Raw genomic sequence first — 19,912 nt, forward strand, 5'->3', positions numbered from 1 at the left:
GGGCGGCGTCGTAGCCGTCGCGGCCGAGGGCCTGGCCGAGGATCGTCAGCACGAACAGCGGTCCGGCGGCGGCTCCGCCGAGGAGCAGGGCGCGGGTGGAGCGGGTGGGACCCTGCGCGGTGCGGGGCCGGGGTGCGGCGGTCGGCGTGGGGCGCATGACAGCTCCCGTGGGATGGGACGGTCCGGGGTGGAGCGCCCCGGACCGCGGGGGTGGGAAGGGGTCAGGCGTACAGGGGTTCGCCGGTCTCCAGGAGGGTCTTCAGGTCGCTGAGGATGAGGCTCCAGCCGCCGCCCGCCTCGGGCGTCTCGCCGGAGATCTGCGCGTCCGTCGCGGGTGCGCCGGTGACGTCGTGGGTGACGGTGAGCGCGCAGACGCCGTCGCCGCCGTCCTCGATCTCGTAGGTGAGGCGGGTGAAGTCCTCCCCGAGGAACAGGGGCCGCCAGGTCTGGACGAGCCGCCGCGGCGGGTCCGCCTCGATGACCTCGCCGTCGACGATGACATCGGGGGCGCCGCCCGCCTTCATCTCCTCGCTCGCCAGACCGCGGCAGGTGCCGCCGGGCCGCAGGTCGTACTCGATGGGCGCGCGGTAGCCGTACCTGACCGCCCACTCGGGCTTGGTGATGGCGTCCCAGATGGCCTGCGGGGTGGCCTTGATGTGGACGCGGAAGACACGGACGGTGCGGGGCTCGGCGGGGGCCTCGGTCATCGTTTGCTCCAGTTCCGTTTTCAGATCGGTGAGGGCCGCGACGGGCCGCTCGGTGTACTTGCCGATCCACCGGTCGTGGATCAGCCGGATCGGCACGGGGTTGAGGAAGTGGAGTTTCTCCCGGCCGGAGCGGCGCGTGACCACCAGCCCGGCCTCCTCCAGAACCCGCAGATGCTTGGCGACCCCGAACCGGGTCATCTCGACCTCGGAGTCCAGTTCGCCGAGCGTCCGCCCGTCCCGGGTGAACAGCAGGTCGAGCAGGAACCGCCGGGTCGGGTCGCCCAGCGCCTTGAACGCCAGATCGTCGTCGTCCACACCTCGAAAATAGGTGACCAAAAGGTCACATGTCAACCGTGGCGGAGGAACGCTGTCCCATCCGGGTCGTCGTCTCATCGCCGGCGGCGGCGACCCCTGTGGCGGGTGGCCGTCCGGGCGGTGTGCCGGAAGAAGCCGGGTGTCAGCGGCCGAGGGCCTGGTCGAGGGTGGCGGCCCACTGGTTCAGGAGGCGGGCGCGGCGGGCCGAGTCGTCGGTGAGGAGGTCGGCCAGCCCGAGCCCGCGGACCAGGTCGAGGGTCGCCTGGACGGTCTCGCGGACGCCGGGGACGCCCTCGTCCGCCCCGAGGGCCTCGACGGTGAGGCGGTGCGCCTCGCGTCCCACGCGGGCTTCGAGCGGGAGGACCTGCGCGCGGAGCTGGTCGTCGGAACTGGCCGCGACCCAGAGTTGCAGCGCGGCGCGGAACAGCGGGCTCGTGTACATCTCGCCGAGCAGGGTCACGACGTCCCGGGTGGAGGGACGGTGGTCGGCGAGGGCGTCCAGGCGCTCGCGCATCTGGGCCATCCGCACCTCGGACCCGTACTCGACCGCCGCCGTCACCAGCTCCTCCCGCGTCCTGAAGTGGTGCTGGGCGGCGCCCCGGGAGACGCCGGCGCGCTCGGCGACCACCGCGACGGTCGTGCCCGCCCAGCCGACGGAGGCGAGGCAGCCGATGGCGGCCTCCAGGAGGCGGCGGCGGGTGGCGCGGCTGCGGTCCTGCTGCGGTTCGCGGGGGAGTGCCTGGGCGGTCATGGGTTCCTTGGCTCGGGTGGATCTCCAGTCAACCAAATGATCGCGGCAAGAAACAATCATGCGCGATTGATTTTTTTCGTCCGGACTGGCAGGGTTCACCCATGAGCCAACCGTTGCGGGTCGGTAACGCCTCGGGTTTCTACGGCGACCGCTTCTCCGCGGTGCGGGAGATGCTGGAGGGCGGGCCGCTGGACGTCCTCACCGGCGACTACCTCGCCGAGCTCACGATGCTGATCCTGGGCCGCGGCAGGATGAAGGACCCGGACGCGGGGTACGCCGCCACGTTCCTGCGGCAGATGGAGGAGTCCCTCGGGCTCGCGGTGGAGCGCGGCACGACGATCGTCACCAACGCCGGCGGGCTCAATCCGCGCGGGCTGGCGGAGCGGCTGCGGGAACTGGCGTCCCGGCTGGGGCTCGATGTCCGCGTCGCCCATGTGGAGGGCGACGACCTGCTGGCCCGGGCCGATGCGCTCGGTCTCGCCGGCTCGCGTCACGGGCCGCCGCTCACCGCCAACGCCTACCTGGGCGGCTGGGGGATCGCCGAGTGCCTGCGGGCCGGAGCCGACGTGGTGGTGACCGGCCGGGTCACCGACGCCTCGCTGGTGGCGGGACCGGCCGCCGCGCACTTCGGCTGGGCGCGGGACGACTGGGACGCGCTGGCGGGCGCGACCGTCGCCGGGCACGTCCTGGAGTGCGGGACGCAGGCCACGGGCGGCAACTACGCGTTCTTTGAAGAAATCTACAACGTAAAGGCGCCGGGCTTTCCCATCGCCGAGATCCACGCCGACGGCTCCAGCGTGATCACCAAGCACGACGGGACGGGCGGCGCCGTGACCACCGGGACCGTCACGGCACAGCTCCTGTACGAGATCGGCGGGCCGTCCTACGCGGGGCCGGACGTGACGACGCGCTTCGACACGATCGAGCTGGCGCAGGACGGGCCGGACCGGGTGCGGATCAGCGGTGTCCGGGGGACTCCGCCGCCCCCGGCCACGAAGGTCTGCCTGAACCACCTCGGCGGTCACCGGAACGAGATGACGTTCGTGCTCACCGGGCTGGGCATCGAGGCCAAGGCGGAGGGGGTCAAGACCCAGATGGAGGCCGCCTTCGGCGGTGCCCCGCCGTCCCGTCTGGAGTGGACGCTCATCGGCTCCGCCGCCCCCGACCCGGCCACGCAGGGCGAGGCGACCGTCCTGCTCCGCTGCGCCGCCCTCGATCCCGACCCGAACAAGGTCGGCCGCACCTTCAGCAACGCGGCGGTGGAACTGGCCCTCGCCGGATATCCGGGCTTCACGATGACGTCCCCGCCGGGGAAGGGAAGCCCGTACGGGGTCTACACGCCCGCCTTCGTGCCGAACGAGGTGGTCGAGCACGTCGCCGTCACCTCCGAGGGCACCCGCGTCTCCATCCCGCCGGCGCCCGTCACGGCGGCGCAACCCGCCGGCCGCGGAGCGGCCGCCGACGCGGGGGAGGCCGCACCGGGAACTGGGGAGAACCCGCTCCCGGACGCGCGGGGACCGGTGGTCCGGGCGCCCCTCGGACGGGTTGCCGGGGCCCGGAGCGGAGACAAGGGCGGGGACGCCAACATCGGCGTCTGGGCGCGGACCGATGCCCAATGGGCCTGGCTGGAGCCCTTCCTCACCACTGAGCGGTTCCGGGAACTGCTGCCCGAGACCCGGGACCATCCCGTCCAGCGGCATGTCCTGCCCAACCTCCGCGCGGTCAACTTCGTCGTCGTAGGGCTGCTACAGGAGGGCGTTTCGGCCTCGACCCGGTTCGACCCGCAGGGCAAGGCGCTCGGGGAGTGGCTGCGGTCCCGCCTCGTCGACATTCCGGAGGCAGTTCTTTGACCCTCAAGAGCACGCTGGACACGCGGAGCCCGGAGTACGCGGAGCGCCGCGCGGCCATGCTGGAGAAGCTGGCGGCCCTGGACGCCGAGCACGCCAAGGCGCTGGAAGGGGGCGGGGAGAAATACCTCGCCCGGCACCGCAAGCGCGGGAAGATGCTGGCCAGGGAGCGCATCGAGCTGCTGCTCGACCCGGACTCGCCGTTCCTTGAGCTGAGCCCGCTGGCCGCGTGGGGCGGCGACTTCCCCGTCGGCGCGAGCGTCGTCACCGGGATCGGGGTCGTCGAGGGCGTCGAATGCATGATCGTGGCGAACGATCCGACGGTGCGCGGCGGGTCCAGCAACCCCTGGACGGTGAAGAAGAGCTTCCGGGCGTCCGACATCGCGCTGGAGAACCGGCTGCCGGTCATCAACCTGGTCGAGTCGGGCGGCGCGGACCTGCCGACGCAGAAGGAGATCTTCATCCCCGGCGGGCGGATGTTCCGGGACCTCACCCGGCTGTCCGCGGCGGGCATCCCGACGATCGCGCTCGTGTTCGGCAACTCCACGGCGGGCGGCGCCTACATCCCCGGCATGTGCGACTACGTGGTCATGGTCAAGGAGCGCGCGAAGGTGTTCCTCGGCGGGCCGCCGCTGGTGAAGATGGCGACGGGGGAGGAGGCGGACGACGAGGAACTCGGCGGCGCGGAAATGCACGCCCGCACCTCCGGCCTCGCCGACTACATGGCCGTGGACGAGGCGGACGCGCTCCGCCTCGGACGCCAGATCGTCAAGAACCTCAACCACCGCAAGCCCGGCCCGCCGCCCGGCCCGGTCGAGGAGCCCCGCTACGACCCGGAAGAGCTGGCCGGGATCGTGCCCGACGACCTGAAAGTCCCGTTCGACCCCCGCGAGGTCATCGCCAGGATCGCCGACGGGTCGCGGTTCGAGGAGTTCAAACCGCTCTACGGGACGAGCCTCGTCACCGGCTGGACGCGCGTCCACGGCTACCCGATCGGGGTGCTGGCGAACGCGCAGGGCGTCCTGTTCAGCGAGGAGGCGCAGAAGGCGGCGCAGTTCATCCAGCTCGCCAACCAGAGCGACACCCCGCTGCTGTTCCTGCACAACACGACCGGCTACATGGTCGGCAAGGAGTACGAGCAGGCCGGCATCATCAAGCACGGCGCCCTGATGATCAACGCGGTGGCCAACAGCAAGGTCCCGCACATCTCGATCGTGATGGGCGCCTCCTACGGGGCGGGCAACTACGGCATGTGCGGCCGGGCCTACGATCCCCGGTTCCTGTTCAGCTGGCCCAGCGCGAAGTCGGCGGTGATGGGCCCGCAGCAGCTCGCGGGCGTCCTGTCGATCGTGGCGCGGCAGGCGGCGCAGGCGCGCGGGCAGGCCTACGACGAGGAGCAGGACCGTGCGATGCGGGAGATGGTCGAGACGCAGATCGAGGCCGAGTCGCTGCCGTTCTTCCTGTCGGGACGGCTCTACGACGACGGTGTGATCGACCCGCGCGACACCCGTACCGTCCTCGGCCTGTGCCTGTCCGTCGTCCACAACGCGCCCGTGCGCGGAGCCGACGGCTTCGGCGTCTTCCGGATGTGAGCGATAAATGATCAACAGAGTGCTGGTCGCCAACCGGGGCGAGATCGCCCGCCGCGTCCTGCGGGCCTGCCGGGACCTCGGCATCGGGACGGTCGCCGTCCATTCCGACCCCGACGCGGACGCGCCGCACGTCCGGGAGGCGGACGTCGCCGGGCGGCTTCCCGGAGCGTCCCCCGCCGAGACGTACCTGGCGGCCGGGCGGCTCCTCGCGGTCGCCGCGAGCGCCGGGGCCGACGCCGTCCATCCCGGCTACGGGTTCCTGTCGGAGAACGCCGGCTTCGCGCGGGCCGTCCTCGACGCGGGCCTGACCTGGATCGGCCCGCCGCCGGACGCGATCGCCGCCATGGGCTCCAAGATCGAGGCGAAGAAGCTGATGGCCGCCGCCGACGTCCCCGTGCTGCCCGAGCTCGACCCGGCCCGGGTGGCGGACGCCGATTTCCCGCTGCTGGTCAAGGCGTCCGCGGGCGGCGGCGGGCGCGGCATGCGGATCGTCCGGGCCCCCGGCGAACTCGACGACGCCGTCGCGGGGGCGCGCCGCGAGGCCGAGTCGGCGTTCGGCGACCCGGCCGTGTTCTGCGAGCCCCTGCTGGAGGACGCGCGGCACATCGAGGTGCAGATCCTCGCCGACGCGCACGGCACCGTCTGGACGCTCGGCGAACGCGAATGCTCCATCCAGCGCCGCCACCAGAAGATCATCGAGGAGGCGCCGTCCCCCGCCGTCGGCCCGGACCTGCGCGCCCGGCTGTGCGAGGCGGCGGCGAACGCGGCCCGCGCCATCGGCTACACCGGCGCCGGCACCGTCGAGTTCATGCTCGCGCGGGACGGCCGCTTCTACTTCCTGGAGGTCAACACCCGCCTCCAGGTCGAGCACCCCGTCACCGAATGCGTCTACGGGGTGGACCTCGTCCGGCTGCAGATCGAGATCGCCGAAGGCGCACGGCTCCCCGCCGCCCCGCCCGAACCCCGCGGCCATGCCATCGAGGTCCGCCTCTATGCCGAGGACCCCGCGCACGACTGGCGGCCCGCCAGCGGCACCCTGCACACCTTCGAGGTGCCGGACGTGGACGCCGAGTTCGCCGTCCCGGCCGGGCACGGGCTGCGGCTCGACAGCGGCGTGCAGAGCGGTGACGACGTCGGCGTCCACTACGACCCGATCCTCGCCAAGGTGATCGCGTGGGCGCCGACCCGCGCCGCCGCCGCCCGCAGGCTCGCGGCGGGGCTGCGCGGCGCCCGCATCCACGGCCTCAGCACCAACCGGGACCTGCTCGTCCGGATCCTGGAGGAACCCGGTTTCCTGGACGGCGACACCGACACCGGCTACCTCGACCGCACCGGCCTGGACACCCTGGCGAAGCCGCTGGCGGGCGAAGCGGCGGTGCGGGTGTCCGCGCTGGCCGCCGCGCTCGCGCTGGCCGCCGCGAACCGGTCCGCCGCCCCGGTGCTCGGCGGGCTGCCGTCCGGGTGGCGCAACGTCCGGTCCCAGCCGCAGCGCAGGACGTTCGAAGGCCCGCACGGGACGGTCGACGTCGACTACCACCTGCACGGGGGCGTCCTGACCTCCGGGCTCTGCCCCGGCACGTCGCTGATCGCCGCCACGCCGGACCGGGTCGTCCTCGGCCACGACGGCCTCCGCGAGACCTTCACCGTGGCCACGGCCGGGGACGCTGTTCACGTCGACTCCCGCCTCGGCCCGGTGACGCTCACGGCCGTCCCGCGCTTCGCCGACCCGAGCGGCCGGATCGCCCCCGGCTCCCTCCTCGCCCCCATGCCCGGGACCGTCGTCCGCGTCGAGACCGAACCGGGCGCGGACGTCGCCGAAGGGCAGACCCTCGTCGTCCTGGAGGCGATGAAGATGGAGCACCGCATCGCCGCGCCGTCCGCCGGGACGGTCACGGAACTGAACGTCGCCGCGGGACAGCAGGTCGAGTCCGGTGCCGTCCTCGCCGTCATCGAAGGGAAATCCGCATGAGCTTCGTCGAGACCGAGGAACGGCGGGCGCTGCGCGCGGCCGTCGCCGAACTGGGCGCCGCGTACGGGTCCTCGTACTACGTGGAGAAGGCCAAGGCCGGGCAGAAGACCGGCGAGCTGTGGGCCGAGGCGGGACGGCTCGGCTACCTCGGCGTCAACGTGCCGGAGGAGTACGGCGGCGGAGGCGGCGGCATCGGCGACCTCGCCGCCGTGTGCGAGGAACTGGCCGCCGCGGGCTGCCCGCTGCTGCTCATGGTCGTGTCCCCGGCGATCTGCGCGACGATCATCGCCCGGTCCGGCACCGAGGACCAGAAGAAGCACTGGCTGCCCCGTTTCGCCGACGGCTCGGTCAAGATGGCGTTCGCGATCACCGAGCCCGACGCCGGCTCCAACTCCCATCGCATCACCACCACCGCGCGCCGCGATGGCGCGGGCTGGGTGCTGAACGGGCAGAAGACGTTCATCTCCGGAGTGGACGAGTCGGACGCCGTCCTGTTCGTCTCCCGCACCCAGGACCGAAGGGCAACCTGCGGCCGTCGCTGTTCATCGTCCCGACCGGCACGCCCGGCTTCACCCACACCCCCATCGACATGGAGATCGTGTCGCCGGAGAAGCAGTTCATCTGCCATCTCGACGACGTCCGGCTCCCGTACGACGCGCTCGTCGGCGACGAGGACGGCGGGCTGCTGCAGTTGTTCGCCGGCCTGAATCCCGAGCGGATCATGGCGTCCGCGATGGGCGCCGGCATCGGCCGCCTCGCCCTCGGCAAGGCCACCGCCTACGCCAGGGACCGGCAGGTGTTCAAGACGCCCATCGGCGCGCACCAGGGCCTCGCGCACCCGCTCGCCGCCGCGAAGATCGAACTGGAGCTGGCGCGGCTGATGGCGCAGAAGGCCGCCTGGCTGTACGACGAGGGCGACGACATGGGCGCGGGCGAGGCCGCGAACATGGCCAAGTACGCCACCGCCGAGGCCGCGATCCACTGCGTCGACCAGGCCATCCAGACCCACGGCGGCAACGGCCTCACCACCGAGTACGGCGTCGGGATGCTCGCCGGTGTGGTCCGGCTGATGCGCATCGCCCCGGTCAGCCGCGAGATGATCCTCAACTTCGTCGCGCAGCACTCCCTGGGCCTGCCCAAGTCCTATTGAGGTCATTTCCGGCGGCGGGGACGGTGCGCGCCCTACACTCCTGACAGCTCAGCGCTCCCGATCAACCCCAACGCGAACTCGAAGGACGTCCGTGTACGGCCCTCCGCCAGTCCCTCCGCCCGTTCCACCGCCGTTTCCCTCGCCCGCGTTCCCCCCGCCCGCCGCCGTGCCGCCACAGGCCGCCGCGGCACCGCGCCGCCGCCGTCTCATGGCCTGGGGACTGGACACCGCCCTTCTCGTCGGTGCCGCCCTCCTCCTCGCCATGATGACGTGGGGACGGCTCAACGGGCTCCTGGGCGATGGCCTGTGGGGTGACGCGCTGTCCGCGGCGGGAGGGCTGCTGCTGACCGGCGGTGACGTCCAGAAGGCCGCCGAGGACTTCGGCATGGGCCTCTGGCAGGACGTCGTCGGCGCGGTCGAGCAGGCGCTGCTGCTCCTCGTGCTGGTCGAGTTCCTGCATCAGTTCGCCGGGCTGGCCTGGACCGGCAGAACCCTCGGCAAGGCCGTCCTGGATCTCCGCCTCGACAACACGGCGGCGACCAAGTCCCGCGCGTTCCGCCGTTCCCTGGCGACCACGGCGGGCGGTACCGGCCTGTACTGCACCGCCTGGATACTCCTCCTGCACGGCCTGTTCTTCTTCGCGGTCCTGACATGGCTGGCGGCCGTCGCGGTCTTCCTGGCCAACAGCGCCCCGGCGCTGGTGGGGCCCCGCCGCACCCTCGCGGACCTCGTGGCGGGCACGACCCTGGTCCGCGCGGGCGGCTACCGCCGGGCCGCGCAGGCCGCCCGGCAGGGCGCCGCCGTCGTCTGGGACGGCACGCAGGCGGCGGGCCAGGTGGCCGGCCAGGCCGCGGGCCAGGCCGTCCGCGACAACGCCGCCCGGCTCGCCCAGGCCGAACGCGTGCAGCGCGCGCTCCAGTCGGACCGCACCCGGCAGGTGCAGGACATGGGCAGGCGGTTCGGCGGGCGCCTGAAGAACGCCTACGGCGAACGCCGGGCGGCCCGCGAACGGCCCGCGATCCCGCCGGAACCCGAACCGCCGGCCATCCCGCCGCCCGCGCCGCACTACGACCCCTACGCCCGGCCGGATCCGTACGGGTCCGGCCACGCGGACCCGCAGTGGTACGCGCCGCGCGAGGGGGAGCGGTAGCGGTCTGGACGGCGGCGGGCGTCAGGCCGGCAGGCGCATCCGGCGGATCGCCAGCCGCTCGATGCGCGCCTCGTCGATCTCGTGGCCGAGACCCGGCTGGGTGAGCGGGACGCCCACGACCCCGCCGGAGGAGCGGACGGGTGGCGTCACGAACACCGGCCCGCCCGCCGGGTCGGACACATCGCTCGGCAGTGTGCAGCCGGGCAGGCTGGCGAGCGCGACGGCGGCGGCCTGCCCGATCCCGAACGCGCCGCACCCGCTGCACCACACGTCCCACCCCGCCGCGTACGCCAGATCGTGGGCGCTGCGGGCCGCGGTCAGCCCGCCGAGCCGGTCGAGCCGCAGATGCAGGGCCCGGCCCGCGTTCAGGGACAGGGCCGCGTCGAGGGTCTCCAGGTCGCCGACGGCCGGGGCGACGGCCGTGCCCACCCGCCGCTGGAGCCGGGCGTGCGCGGCCAGGTCGCCGGCGGGGAACGGGCGCTCGATCGCGGCGAGGCCGTAGCCGCCCAGAGCCTCCAGCACCGCCAGATGCTCGGGCGACTCGGTGTAGGCGTGCCCCGCGTCCGCGATGAGCGCCAGCGCCGGGTACGCCTGCCTGATCGCGCGGACGGGCTCGATGTCCCAGCCGGGGCGGATGTCCAGCGTGACGCGGGTGTGGCCCGCCCCGACGGCCCTGTTGACGCGGGCCGTCACCGTGTCCAGCACCGGTTCCGGGGAGATCCGCGCGCCCGTCACGATGGACGTGCGGGTGCCGCCGAGCGCGTGCGCGAGCGGCAGCCCCCGCGTCCGGCACCACAGGTCCCAGCAGGCCGTGTCGACCGCGGCGGCGGCCTCGTTCGCGCCGAGGTCGGCGGCGGCGGACACGTCCTCCGGACGCTCCCAGTCGAGCCCGATGAGCGCCGGGCCCATCCGCTTCTCGATGTCCGCCCAGGCCGCGCCCGGATGCGCGGCCCCGGCCGGGACGGCCATCTCGCCCCAGCCGACCGCGTCGCCGCCGGTGAGGCGGACGAGGACGCTCTCCGGCCGCCGTCCGCGCGGCATCGCCACATGGAAGGCGTCGCAGCCTTGGATCACAGGCACCCGCACCCGCCCTTTCGCAGAGGTCGTCTCCCTCTATGATCCACCTGGCCGGACGCCGCTCGTCACGGGCAGCTGGCCTCCAGCGACACCGGCTTGGTGTCGGGCTTGGGTGAGGCGCTGCCGTCAGGCGAGTTCGGGGACGGGCTCTTGGACGCCTTCGGGGACGCGCCGGCGCTCGGCGCCGCGCTCGCCGGGCGCGGATCGGTGTTGACCGCGTCGGACGCCAGCTTGCGGATCAGCTTGAAGTCGGGGTTCCCGGTGTAGATCAGCGGCGGCACGAACTGCAGGCTCCGGATCTGCGCCCCGTCCTTGACCTTGTTCGACAGCTTCATCAGCGCGGGCAGCAGTTCCTGCGGGATGTCGGTCGACAGCGTCCGCTTGGCGGCCGCGGCGAGCTTGTCGAAGCTGGTGAGGACGGTCTGCGGGTCGGCCTGCTCGGCGATCGCGCGCATCAGGCACTTCTGCCGGCCCATCCGGACGTAGTCGCTGCTGTTGGTGCGCGACCGCCCGTACCAGAGGGCCTCCTTGCCGTTCAGCTTCCGGTCGCCGGGCTGCAGGACCGAGCCCTGCAGCCCGTACGGGATCGGCTCGGTGACCTTGATCTTGACGCCGCCCATCGCGTCGACGATGTCGGCGAACCCGAACATGTCGACGAGGATGTAGTAGTCGACGCGCAGCCCGAGGACACCGGCGATGGTGGCCTTCAGCAGTTCGGGGCCGCGGTGGTTCTTCGGGACGCCCGGCACCACGTCCGGGTGCTGCTCGGCGTACTCGTACACCTCGTTCAGCAGGCCCGGGTTCAGCGGGCCGTCGCCGGTGAAGCCGTAGGGGAACCGGTCGCGGGCCGGGCCGGGCGGCATCGGGAAGTGCTCCAGGTTGCGCGGCAGGCTCAGCAGCACCGTGTTGCCGGTCTTGGTGTCCACGCTGGCCAGCGTCATGCTGTCGGTGCGCACGCCGGTGCGGTCGGCGGCGGCGTCCCCGCCGAGCAGCAGGATGTTGACGCGGGACTGCCCGTTGAACGGGTCCTCGGTGTCGACGCGCTTGCCGTTCTGGCTGCCGGTGCGGAAGATGCTGGTCAGCGCGTCCCGGTAGACGTAGGTGCTGTGCGCCGACCACGCCACCGGCACCGCGACGCCGAAGCACATCACCGCGACGGACGCGGCGCCGAGCGTCTTGGCGCTGAGCGCCATCTGCGGCGGCCGCAGGTGCTGGTAGGAGCGGATCACGACGAGGATCCACAGCACGCCCAGCGCGACCAGCGCGGCGGACAGGCGCTGCAGCACGTCCGGCTGGACGGCGAGATGCAGCAGGTCCGAGCGGTACACCGTCGCGGCGCCCGCCGCGACCGCGGTGAGCGCCGCGTACAGGGCCAGGAGCAGCCCGCCGGCGATCCGGCGGCCGGTGACGAAGTGGGCGATGCCCCAGACCAGGGCGGACGCGAGGGTCAGTGCGAGCGCGCGAGGAAGACCCCGCGCCCCGCCGGAGGAACCGTCCTCGTCCTTCTCCCGCGTATGCCGACTTCGCGTCCGACCCATGTACGCTCCGATTCCCACCCACGGTGTTTTAAGCCCCCGGCTCACATTATGGACGCGCTGAACCGGGCAAAGGTTGCGTGGGAGTCGACCGCATGCGAGCGGGTGTTGCCACTGAGGCAACTGGTGTTCAGGATAGGCAATCCGGCCGGTTTTGGGGAACCGACGCGATCATCACGGGATCGTGATCTTTACCAGCTGGTGGACAGCGGCATGCCCTCGGCGAACCCCGAGGGGTTCTGGATGCCGACCGTCACCCGCTCGTGGAACTCCTCCAGCGTCCGCGCGCCCGCGTAGGTGCACGAGCTGCGCAGCCCCGCCACGATCTGGTCGATCAGATCCTCGACGCCGGGACGCCGCGGGTCCAGGAACATCCGGGAGGTGGAGATGCCCTCCTCGAACAGGGCCTTGCGGGCACGGTCGAACGGGGAGTCCTCGGCGGTGCGCAGCCGCACCGCCCGCGCCGACGCCATCCCGAAGCTCTCCTTGTAGAGCCGGCCGTCGGCGGCCCGCTGCAGGTCGCCGGGCGACTCGTAGGTGCCGGCGAACCACGACCCGACCATCACGTTCGCGGCGCCGGCCGCGAGCGCCAGGGCCACATCGCGCGGATGCCGGACCCCGCCGTCGGCCCACACGTGCCGGCCGAGCCGGCGCGCCTCCGCGGCGCACTCCAGCACGGCGGAGAACTGCGGGCGGCCCACCCCCGTCATCATCCGGGTCGTGCACATCGCGCCGGGGCCCACGCCGACCTTGACGATGTCGGCGCCCGCCTCGATCAGCTCCCGGGTGCCCTCGGCGGTCACCACGTTGCCCGCCACGACCGGGACGGGCGGGTCCAGGCTGCGGACGGCGGCGAGCGCGCTCATCATCTTGTCCTGGTGGCCGTGCGCGGTATCGACGACGAGCAGGTCGGCGCCCGCGTCCAGCAGTGCCTTGGCCTTGCCCGCGGTGTCCCCGTTCACGCCGACCGCCGCGGCGATCCGCAGCCGTCCCGCGTCGTCCACGGCGGGCTGGTAGAGGGTGGCGCGCAGCGCGCCGGTCCGGGTCAGGACGCCGGCGAGCCGGCCTTCGGCGTCGACGACGGGGGCGAGGCGGTGCCCGCGCTCGTGCAGCCGGTCGAACGCCTCCCGCGGGTTCACGCCGGCCGGCAGCGTCACCAGGTCGCGGGACATGATGTCGCGCAGCTGGGCGAACCGGTCGACGCCCTGGCAGTCGGCCTCGGTGACCACGCCCACCGGACGGTCGTCCGCGACGACGATCACCGCGTTGTGCGCCCGCTTGGGCAGCAGCGCCAGCGCGTCCCCGGCGGTGCTGGAGGGGTCCAGCCGGATCGCCGTGTCCACCACCAGGTCGCGGCCCTTGACCCAGCCGATCACCTCGGCGACCACGTCGGCCGGGATGTCCTGCGGCAGCACCGCGATCGCGCCGCGCCGGGCGACGGTCTCGGCCATCCGGCGGCCGGACACGGCCGTCATGTTGGCGACCACGAGCGGGATCGTCGTCCCGCTGCCGTCGGAGGTGGACAGGTCGACGTCCAGGCGCGACCCGACCGAGGAGCGGCGGGGAACCATGAAGACGTCGTTGTAGGTGAGGTCGTGAGCGGAACGCTCACCGTTCAGCAGGCGCACGGCTGTACAACACACCAATCGCGGATCTGAGTGGCTGGACCACCGTACATTCTCGGCCATGCCCGGCTATGGTCCGGTCGAGCCCGCCCCGTATCGCCCGGGTCCGTGGCCCGCGAGGCCGTACCCAGGGGTGATGACTCTGTGTCCCCGGGGCGCGACCGGCCGATCCGCGATGCTGATCCGGCCCTCTTCCTGGCATAACGAAAACGAACTCCCCGAGCGTATGGAAAACGATGCAACGTGGGGCTTGGCTCTCTGTAAAGTTACCTCTTGACGTAACTGCGCCCACGATGCACTTTTTTTACATGTATCGCACGCGGACGGCAGACCCGCCGTAAGGGGCGTGACAGCGGAACACCGGGAGAAGCGCATGCAGGCCACGCACGTGAGCCCGGCCGGCCGTGCCCGCTCGCGCCGTGCGCCGCCCCTGCCGCGCCGCGTCCCGCGTAGTGCCCGCCGGAGTGATCATCACCACCCCGCGCGCCCCCCGCCCCGGGCGGGGCTCGCCGTGCGCCCGGCCCGGGTGCGGCAGCGTTGCGCTGCCGTACCGGTTTTCGGGGCGCCGGAAACGTCGCCGGGCCGAACCGGTCGCCGACGCTTCAACGGCCACCGGGCATGGCGAACACAGGCAAGATCAATATTTGACGTCATACCGTCCTGAAATGGAATGATCTTGCAGTTGCTGGCAAAACGATTCATCACATGTCGAGGAGGAGAGCCGTGCTGGATGCGGTCGACGCCGTGCTCGTCCGCGAGCTCCAGCGGGATGGGAGGGCGACGTTCCAGGCGCTCGCCGACCGGGTCGGGCTTTCCCGCACGGCCGTGCGGGCACGGGTACAGCACCTTCTCGAAACGCAGGTCGTCCGGGTGGTCGGCATCGTGCACGCGGCCGTGGTCGGGGCGGAGGCGATCGGGCACGTCTCGGTCACCGTCGACGGCTCCTCCCGGGAGGTGGCCACGGTCATCGCGGAGCGGGCCGCCGTCAGCTTCACCGCGCTGACCGCGGGCCCGTACGACCTGGTCGCGCAGGTGCGCACCCGCGACGATGCCACGCTCGCGGCCGAGGTGGACCTGATCCGGTCCGTCCCCGGCGTGCGCGCGGCGGAGGTGTTCCGGTCGGTGTCCACCGTGCGCGACACGCATGCGGTGGTGCGCGAGCTCGGCGAGGTCAGCCTCGACGACATCGACTGGCGGCTCCTGCACGAGCTGCAGCGCGACGGGCGCGCCCCCTACACCCGGCTCGCGCACGTCATCGGCCTGTCGCAGGCCGCCACCCGGGCCCGGGTGGTCAGGCTCATGCGCACGGGCGTCATCCAGGTCACCGGGCTGGCCGATCCGCTCGCCCTCGGCGCCGCCGAGCTCGGCGGGTTCGGCCTGGTGGTGACCGGCGGGCTGCGGAAGGTCGCCGAGGCGGTCGCCGCCCAGGACGGCATCCGCTACCTGGCGACCGGCTTCGGCCGCTACGACATCGTCGGGCAGGCCGAGGCGGCCTCCCGCGGGGAGCTGGTGGCCGTGCTCGACGCCGTCCGGTCCGTGCCCGGTGCGACGGTCCGGGAGTCCTGGCATCACCTGGACGTGATCAAGGAGTCCTACGCCGTCGAACTCCCCGAGCATCCCTTCAACGGGTTGCTCTGATCGGAACCGCCGCCCCGGCCACGGTGCCCGCCGTGGCCGGGGCGGCGCATGTCCCGCATCCGGGCGGACACCCGGCCCACCCCGCGGACCGGCGGGCTCAGCGCGCGTCGCGGCCCGCCTCCTTGGCGAACGTCAGGAAGTCGCGGGCGGCGGGCGGCAGCCGGCGGTGCGCGTGCACCAGCCCGATCATGCGGACGATCGGCGGCATGAACGATCGGACGGTCACGCCCTCGGTGTCGTCGATCTGGTTGCGGTACCACAGCAGGGAGCCCATGCCGGCGCGGACCCAGCCGAGCCACGCGCTCCGCTCGTCGGACTCCACCGCGGGAACGGGCGTCGCGCCGATGCGGCGCAGGACCGCGTCGATCTCGGCGCGGCGGGCGCCGCCGCGGGCGGGCAGCACGAGCCGCATGCCGTCCAGCGCGGCCGGCGGCACCGGCTCGCGGACCTTCAGCGCGGGCGGCGAGATCAGCACCACCTCGCGCTGCTCGAACGGGTGCGCGGTCATGTCGCCGGGGACGGGCAGATCCGTCAGCGCGAGGTCGGCCCGGCCCGTGCGCAGCGCCGCCGCGACCTGGTCGCGGTCCGCGCAGCGGAGCACCCGGACCCGGACGGCCGGCTGGTGGCGGGCGAAGCGGGGGACGAGCCGGCCGGTCAGCTCCGGCTCCAGCGATGCGGTGACCGCGATGCGCAGTTCTGCGCCGCGCCCGTCGGCCCGGGTGACCGACAGCCCCTCGATCGCCTCGACGGCGCCCAGCGCGATACGGGCCTGCCGGACGACCTGCTCACCGACGTCGGTGAGGGCGACGCCGCGGCCGGACCGGGCGAACAACTCCACGCCGAGTTCGCGCTCCAGTTCGCGGACGGCCCGCGACAGCGCGGGCTGAGCCACGTAGAGAGCCTGGGCCGCCGACGTCATCGTGCCGTGGTCGGCGGTCGCCACGACATAGCGCAGCTGCCGCAGATTCATGTCCCGACCGTATGCCAACGAACCGCTCGGGGCCTGGACATAGCCGGAATCGGTCCGGCGGACATCGGCCCGGAGCCGCTGATCAAGGCCGCAGGTCAGCCCGTGCGCCCGCGGCGTCCCGCCGCCCGGGCGGTCACCGGATCACCAGTGATCGGGGCTGAACGGCTCGTCCTCGGGACGCGCGGACTCCGACAGCAGCCGCAGGTCCGACTCGACCATCATCGTCACCAGGCCCTCGAACGTCACCTCGGGCTCCCAGCCGAGCTGCTCGCGGGCCTTCTTCGGGTCCGCGCACAGCAGGTCGACCTCGGCCGGGCGCGTGTACCTGGGGTCCAGGACGACGTGGTCCTCCCAGTTCAGGCCCGCCGTGCGGAACGCGAACTCCACCAACTCCCGCACCGACTGCGTCTTGCCCGTTCCGATGACGTAGTCCTCGGGGGAGTCCTGCGCCAGCATCATCCGCATCGCGCGGGCGTAGTCGCCGGCATAGCCCCAGTCGCGCCGCGCGTCCAGGTTGCCGAGCCGCAGTTCGGTGGCCAGGCCCAGCTTGATGCGCGCCGCGCCCAGTGACACCTTCCGCGTCACGAACTCGGCGCCCCGGCGCGGCGACTCGTGGTTGAACAGGATGCCGCTGACCGCGAACATCCCGTAGGACTCGCGGTAGTTCTGGGTGATGTAGTGCCCGTAGCTCTTGGCGACCCCGTACGGGCTGCGGGGATGAAACGGGGTCCTCTCGTTCTGCGGCGTCTCCCGGACCATCCCGAACATCTCCGAGGAGGACGCCTGGTAGAAGCGGATCTGCTCGCGGTCCGGCGTGCGGGACGGGCTGATGCCCGACACCACGCGGATCGCCTCCAGCATCCGCAGCACGCCCATGCCGGTGACCTCGGCGGTGAGCTCGGCCTGCTGCCACGACATCGGCACATAGGAGATCGCGCCCAGGTTGTAGACCTCGTCGGGCTGCACCCGCTCCACCGCCGAGATCAGGCTGCCCTGATCCAGCAGGTCCCCGGTGGTGATCTGCACGTCGCCGATGTGCTTGCGCAGCCGCGACACATGGGGGTTCGCCTGCCCCCGCACCAGGCCCCAGACCTCGTATCCCAGCTCAAGCAGATGCTCGGCCAGATACGAGCCGTCCTGTCCGGTGATGCCGGTGATGAGTGCTCGCCTGGACAGCGGATCCTCCATGGCTGAAATAGGTCCGACGCGGGCCCACCACGGGTGGAACCCGCAACGAGCGTGAAATATGAGATTACCGACCGCGCCGCGACAATGACGAGGGAGGGCGCCGTTTGAACCGAATTCCCTTCTGGTTCGCCCGCCGGGCCCCGGCTGTGCCACGGTGAGATCCATCATGAGCTCTCCGGACGTGCCGCCGCTGCGGCTGAACGGGCGCGAGATCGGCCGCCACGCGATCATGGCGGTGGTGAACCGCACGCCCGACTCGTTCTTCGACAGGGGCGCCACCTACGGCTTCGGCGCGGCGCTGGACGCCGTCGGCCGGGCCGTCGCCGCCGGCGCGGACATCGTGGACATCGGCGGCGTGAAGGCCGGGCCCGGTGCGGACGTCGGCGTCGCCGAGGAACTGCGCCGGGTCGTGGACCTCGTCGCCGCCGTGCGGGAGCGGTATCCGGACGTGGTGATCAGCGTCGATACCTGGCGCGCAGAGGTCGGCGAAGCGGTCGCGCGGGCCGGCGCGGACCTGCTGAACGACACCTGGGGCGGGCCCGACCCGCGCCTGGCCGAGGTCGCCGCCGCGCACGGCGTCGGGCTGGTCTGTGCGCACGCGGGCGGTCTCACGCCCCGCACCCGCCCGCACAGGATCGGCTACGACGACGTCGTCGCGGACGTCGTCGCGCATGTCACGGCCGGGGCCGAGCGCGCGGTGTCCCTCGGGGTGCGCCGCGACGCGATCCTCATCGACCCGGCCCACGACTTCGGCAAGAACACCCGCCAGTCACTGGAGATCACCCGGCGGCTCGGTGAGCTGACCGCCACCGGATGGCCGGTCCTGGTCGCGGTCTCCAACAAGGACTTCATCGGCGAGACGCTCGGCCGCCCCGTCGACGAGCGCGGCGTCGGCACCATGGCCGTCCTCGGCGTGTCCGCGCTGCTCGGCGCCCGCGTCTTCCGCGTCCACGACGTCCCCGCCGCCCGCCGCGCCCTGGACGCCGTCACCGCCCTCGGCGCCTGATCCGGCGGCGCGCCGCGGCCGCCGTCAGTGCGCGGCCTCGCGCTGGCGGGCCCGGTAGGCCGCCACGTGCATGCGGTTGCCGCAGGTGCGGCTGTCGCAGTAGCGGCGGCAGCGGTTGCGGGACAGGTCCACCAGGACGCGTGAGCAGTCCGGCGCCTCGCAGGTGCGCAGCCGGTCCAGCTCGCCGGCCGCGACCACGTACGCCAGCGCCATGCCGCAGTCGGCGGCCAGGTGCTCGCCGAGCGGTGCGCCCGGCGCGAAGAAGTGCACGTGCCAGTCGTAGCCGTCGTGGTCGGTCAGGTGCGGGGTGGGGCGGACCTCGCCGACGATCTCGTTGATCTGCCGGACCGCGGCCGGCACGCCGTCGGCGCGGAACACCGCGTGGAACCGGTCGCGCAGCTCCCTGGCCCGGCCCAGGTCGGCCTCGGCGAGCTCGCCCACGTCGCTGAACCCGTGGCGTTCCACGAACGCGCACAGGTCGGGCAGCCCGCCGAGCCGTTCGGCGCCGGCCGCCGCCGGGCCGGTGTTGATCAGCTCGACGACGATGGCGAGCGCGCGCTCGGTGTCATGAGTGAAGATCACGATGACTCCAGTCTCAGGGGACCGGGGCGGTCGTGCTCCCGGCGCCGTCGCCGGGGCCGGAACGCGGCCCGTGGACTCCACCCTATGCCGAGGACCGCGCATGCCGGCGCCCACCCCGAGCGGATGGGCGGCCGTGCCCGGTGGCCCGATCCGGCCCTCCGGGTGCGGTCAGCGCTCGTAGTGCGGGTCGGCGACGACCGGGTAGTACGCGTCGGTGTGCTGGATGCGCATCGTGACCGCCGTGCCCTCCAGCGCGTAGTCGGCCTTCACCTGGCGGAACATCGAGTCGCTCGCCCACGGGTTGTAGAGCCGGCCCACGGTGGCCCCGTACCGCAGGTGGACGACGTCGTAGCCGCCGGAGGGCATCGACTCCAGCGCCAGGCCGTCGGCCAGCGAGACGGCGAACCGGAACTCCGAGGGGGCGTCGGGGCCGTGGATCACGGTGAGCAGCCGCACCCCGCCCGCCGTCGTCTGCGCGACGATGTCGGTGTCGACGTCCACGCCCACGAAGACCCGCAGGCTGGGACGCAGCACCTGCGCGACCGTATCGGCCGCGGTGGCGTCGATGCCGAGGTGGATCCGCTGCCCGTCCCTGGTGGGCACCCAGACCCCGTCACGGGCCCGCTGGCCCCATGCCACGTCGGGGTTCTCCATCTCCTGGGGCTCGTTCTTGCCCCGCGCGACGAGAATCCTGGAGGCGGCGTTCATCGCCGCGGCAGCCCCGTCCCGTGCATGCCTCATGACGGGCCCCCTCGCCTTCCTTCACACATGCGTGACTTCGCGCTCATCCTGGGTTCACCACGGGCAAGG

The 19,912-nt window shown here is 72.8% G+C and carries 15 protein-coding genes and 1 pseudogene; 7 read left to right on the top strand and 9 right to left on the bottom strand.

What is annotated here, in order from left to right; genetic code table 11:
* Positions 1–221: 221 nt before the first annotated feature.
* Entirely contained in the window at positions 222–1,022 is an 801-nt protein-coding gene (locus tag AF1_RS22910; protein ID WP_067802975.1) for an ArsR/SmtB family transcription factor, read from the bottom strand.
* A 142-nt stretch (positions 1,023–1,164) separates the two neighbouring features.
* Positions 1,165–1,773, bottom strand: coding sequence for a TetR/AcrR family transcriptional regulator (locus tag AF1_RS22915; protein ID WP_067802978.1), 609 nt, complete (start codon positions 1,771–1,773; stop codon positions 1,165–1,167).
* A gap of 101 nt (positions 1,774–1,874) precedes the next feature.
* On the opposite strand from AF1_RS22915, the gene AF1_RS22920 reads away from it, so the two are divergent.
* The 5 genes and pseudogenes from AF1_RS22920 (at position 1,875) to AF1_RS22940 (ending at position 9,481) form a co-directional block, all read left to right on the top strand.
* The gene (locus AF1_RS22920) at positions 1,875–3,623 is read left to right on the top strand and encodes an acyclic terpene utilization AtuA family protein (RefSeq protein WP_067802981.1); all 1,749 of its coding nucleotides are present in this window, start codon (positions 1,875–1,877) and stop codon (positions 3,621–3,623) included.
* Positions 3,620–5,212 (top strand): acyl-CoA carboxylase subunit beta, encoded by a 1,593-nt coding sequence (locus tag AF1_RS22925; protein WP_174548886.1) that lies wholly within the window; start codon positions 3,620–3,622, stop codon positions 5,210–5,212. Before AF1_RS22920 ends, AF1_RS22925 begins: the two co-directional genes overlap by 4 nt.
* A 7-nt stretch (positions 5,213–5,219) precedes the next feature.
* A complete protein-coding gene (locus AF1_RS22930) occupies positions 5,220–7,181 on the top strand; it encodes an acetyl/propionyl/methylcrotonyl-CoA carboxylase subunit alpha (RefSeq protein WP_067802992.1) in 1,962 nt (653 codons plus the stop codon).
* Positions 7,178–8,331 (top strand): annotated as a pseudogene (locus AF1_RS22935) (acyl-CoA dehydrogenase family protein). The gene AF1_RS22930 and the pseudogene AF1_RS22935 overlap by 4 nt, the downstream one beginning before the upstream one ends.
* Before the next feature lie 208 nt (positions 8,332–8,539).
* Entirely contained in the window at positions 8,540–9,481 is a 942-nt protein-coding gene (locus AF1_RS22940; RefSeq protein ID WP_067802994.1) for an RDD family protein, read from the top strand.
* 21 nt (positions 9,482–9,502) lie between these two features.
* On the opposite strand, the gene AF1_RS22945 is transcribed toward AF1_RS22940, so the two are convergent.
* The 3 genes from AF1_RS22945 to AF1_RS22955 all read right to left on the bottom strand — a co-directional run bounded on the left by AF1_RS22945 (position 9,503) and on the right by AF1_RS22955 (position 13,721).
* Entirely contained in the window at positions 9,503–10,561 is a 1,059-nt protein-coding gene (locus tag AF1_RS22945; protein WP_067803030.1) for an enolase C-terminal domain-like protein, read from the bottom strand.
* A 62-nt stretch (positions 10,562–10,623) separates the two neighbouring features.
* Positions 10,624–12,096 (bottom strand): LCP family protein, encoded by a 1,473-nt coding sequence (locus tag AF1_RS22950; protein WP_067802997.1) that lies wholly within the window; start codon positions 12,094–12,096, stop codon positions 10,624–10,626.
* Between the two features lie 188 nt (positions 12,097–12,284).
* Positions 12,285–13,721 carry a GuaB1 family IMP dehydrogenase-related protein gene (locus AF1_RS22955; RefSeq protein WP_067803000.1) on the bottom strand — a complete coding sequence of 479 codons (1,437 nt, stop codon included), beginning with the start codon at positions 13,719–13,721 and terminating at the stop codon, positions 12,285–12,287.
* Between the two features lie 720 nt (positions 13,722–14,441).
* Here AF1_RS22955 and AF1_RS22960 point away from each other — a divergent pair.
* Positions 14,442–15,356, top strand: a complete 915-nt coding sequence (locus AF1_RS22960; protein WP_067803003.1) for an Lrp/AsnC family transcriptional regulator — start codon at positions 14,442–14,444, stop codon at positions 15,354–15,356.
* Between the two features lie 97 nt (positions 15,357–15,453).
* Here AF1_RS22960 and AF1_RS22965 read toward each other — a convergent pair whose 3' ends face one another.
* The gene (locus AF1_RS22965) at positions 15,454–16,326 is read right to left on the bottom strand and encodes a LysR family transcriptional regulator (protein ID WP_067803011.1); all 873 of its coding nucleotides are present in this window, start codon (positions 16,324–16,326) and stop codon (positions 15,454–15,456) included.
* Positions 16,327–16,467: 141 nt separating this feature from the next.
* Positions 16,468–17,502 carry a GDP-mannose 4,6-dehydratase gene (gene gmd, locus AF1_RS22970; RefSeq protein ID WP_067803033.1) on the bottom strand — a complete coding sequence of 345 codons (1,035 nt, stop codon included), beginning with the start codon at positions 17,500–17,502 and terminating at the stop codon, positions 16,468–16,470.
* Between the two features lie 178 nt (positions 17,503–17,680).
* Between gmd and folP the strand changes: the two genes are divergently transcribed.
* Entirely contained in the window at positions 17,681–18,520 is an 840-nt protein-coding gene (gene folP, locus AF1_RS22975) for a dihydropteroate synthase (RefSeq protein ID WP_067803013.1), read from the top strand.
* Between the two features lie 24 nt (positions 18,521–18,544).
* Here the strand turns inward: folP and AF1_RS22980 are convergent, their stop codons facing one another.
* Positions 18,545–19,102 carry a CGNR zinc finger domain-containing protein gene (locus AF1_RS22980; RefSeq protein ID WP_067803015.1) on the bottom strand — a complete coding sequence of 186 codons (558 nt, stop codon included), beginning with the start codon at positions 19,100–19,102 and terminating at the stop codon, positions 18,545–18,547.
* Between the two features lie 168 nt (positions 19,103–19,270).
* Positions 19,271–19,843, bottom strand: a complete 573-nt coding sequence (locus AF1_RS22985) for a hypothetical protein (RefSeq protein WP_067803018.1) — start codon at positions 19,841–19,843, stop codon at positions 19,271–19,273.
* Positions 19,844–19,912: the final 69 nt, after the last annotated feature.

The sequence above is a fragment of the Actinomadura formosensis NBRC 14204 genome, from assembly GCF_001552155.1.
GTDB lineage: Bacteria > Actinomycetota > Actinomycetes > Streptosporangiales > Streptosporangiaceae > Spirillospora > Spirillospora formosensis.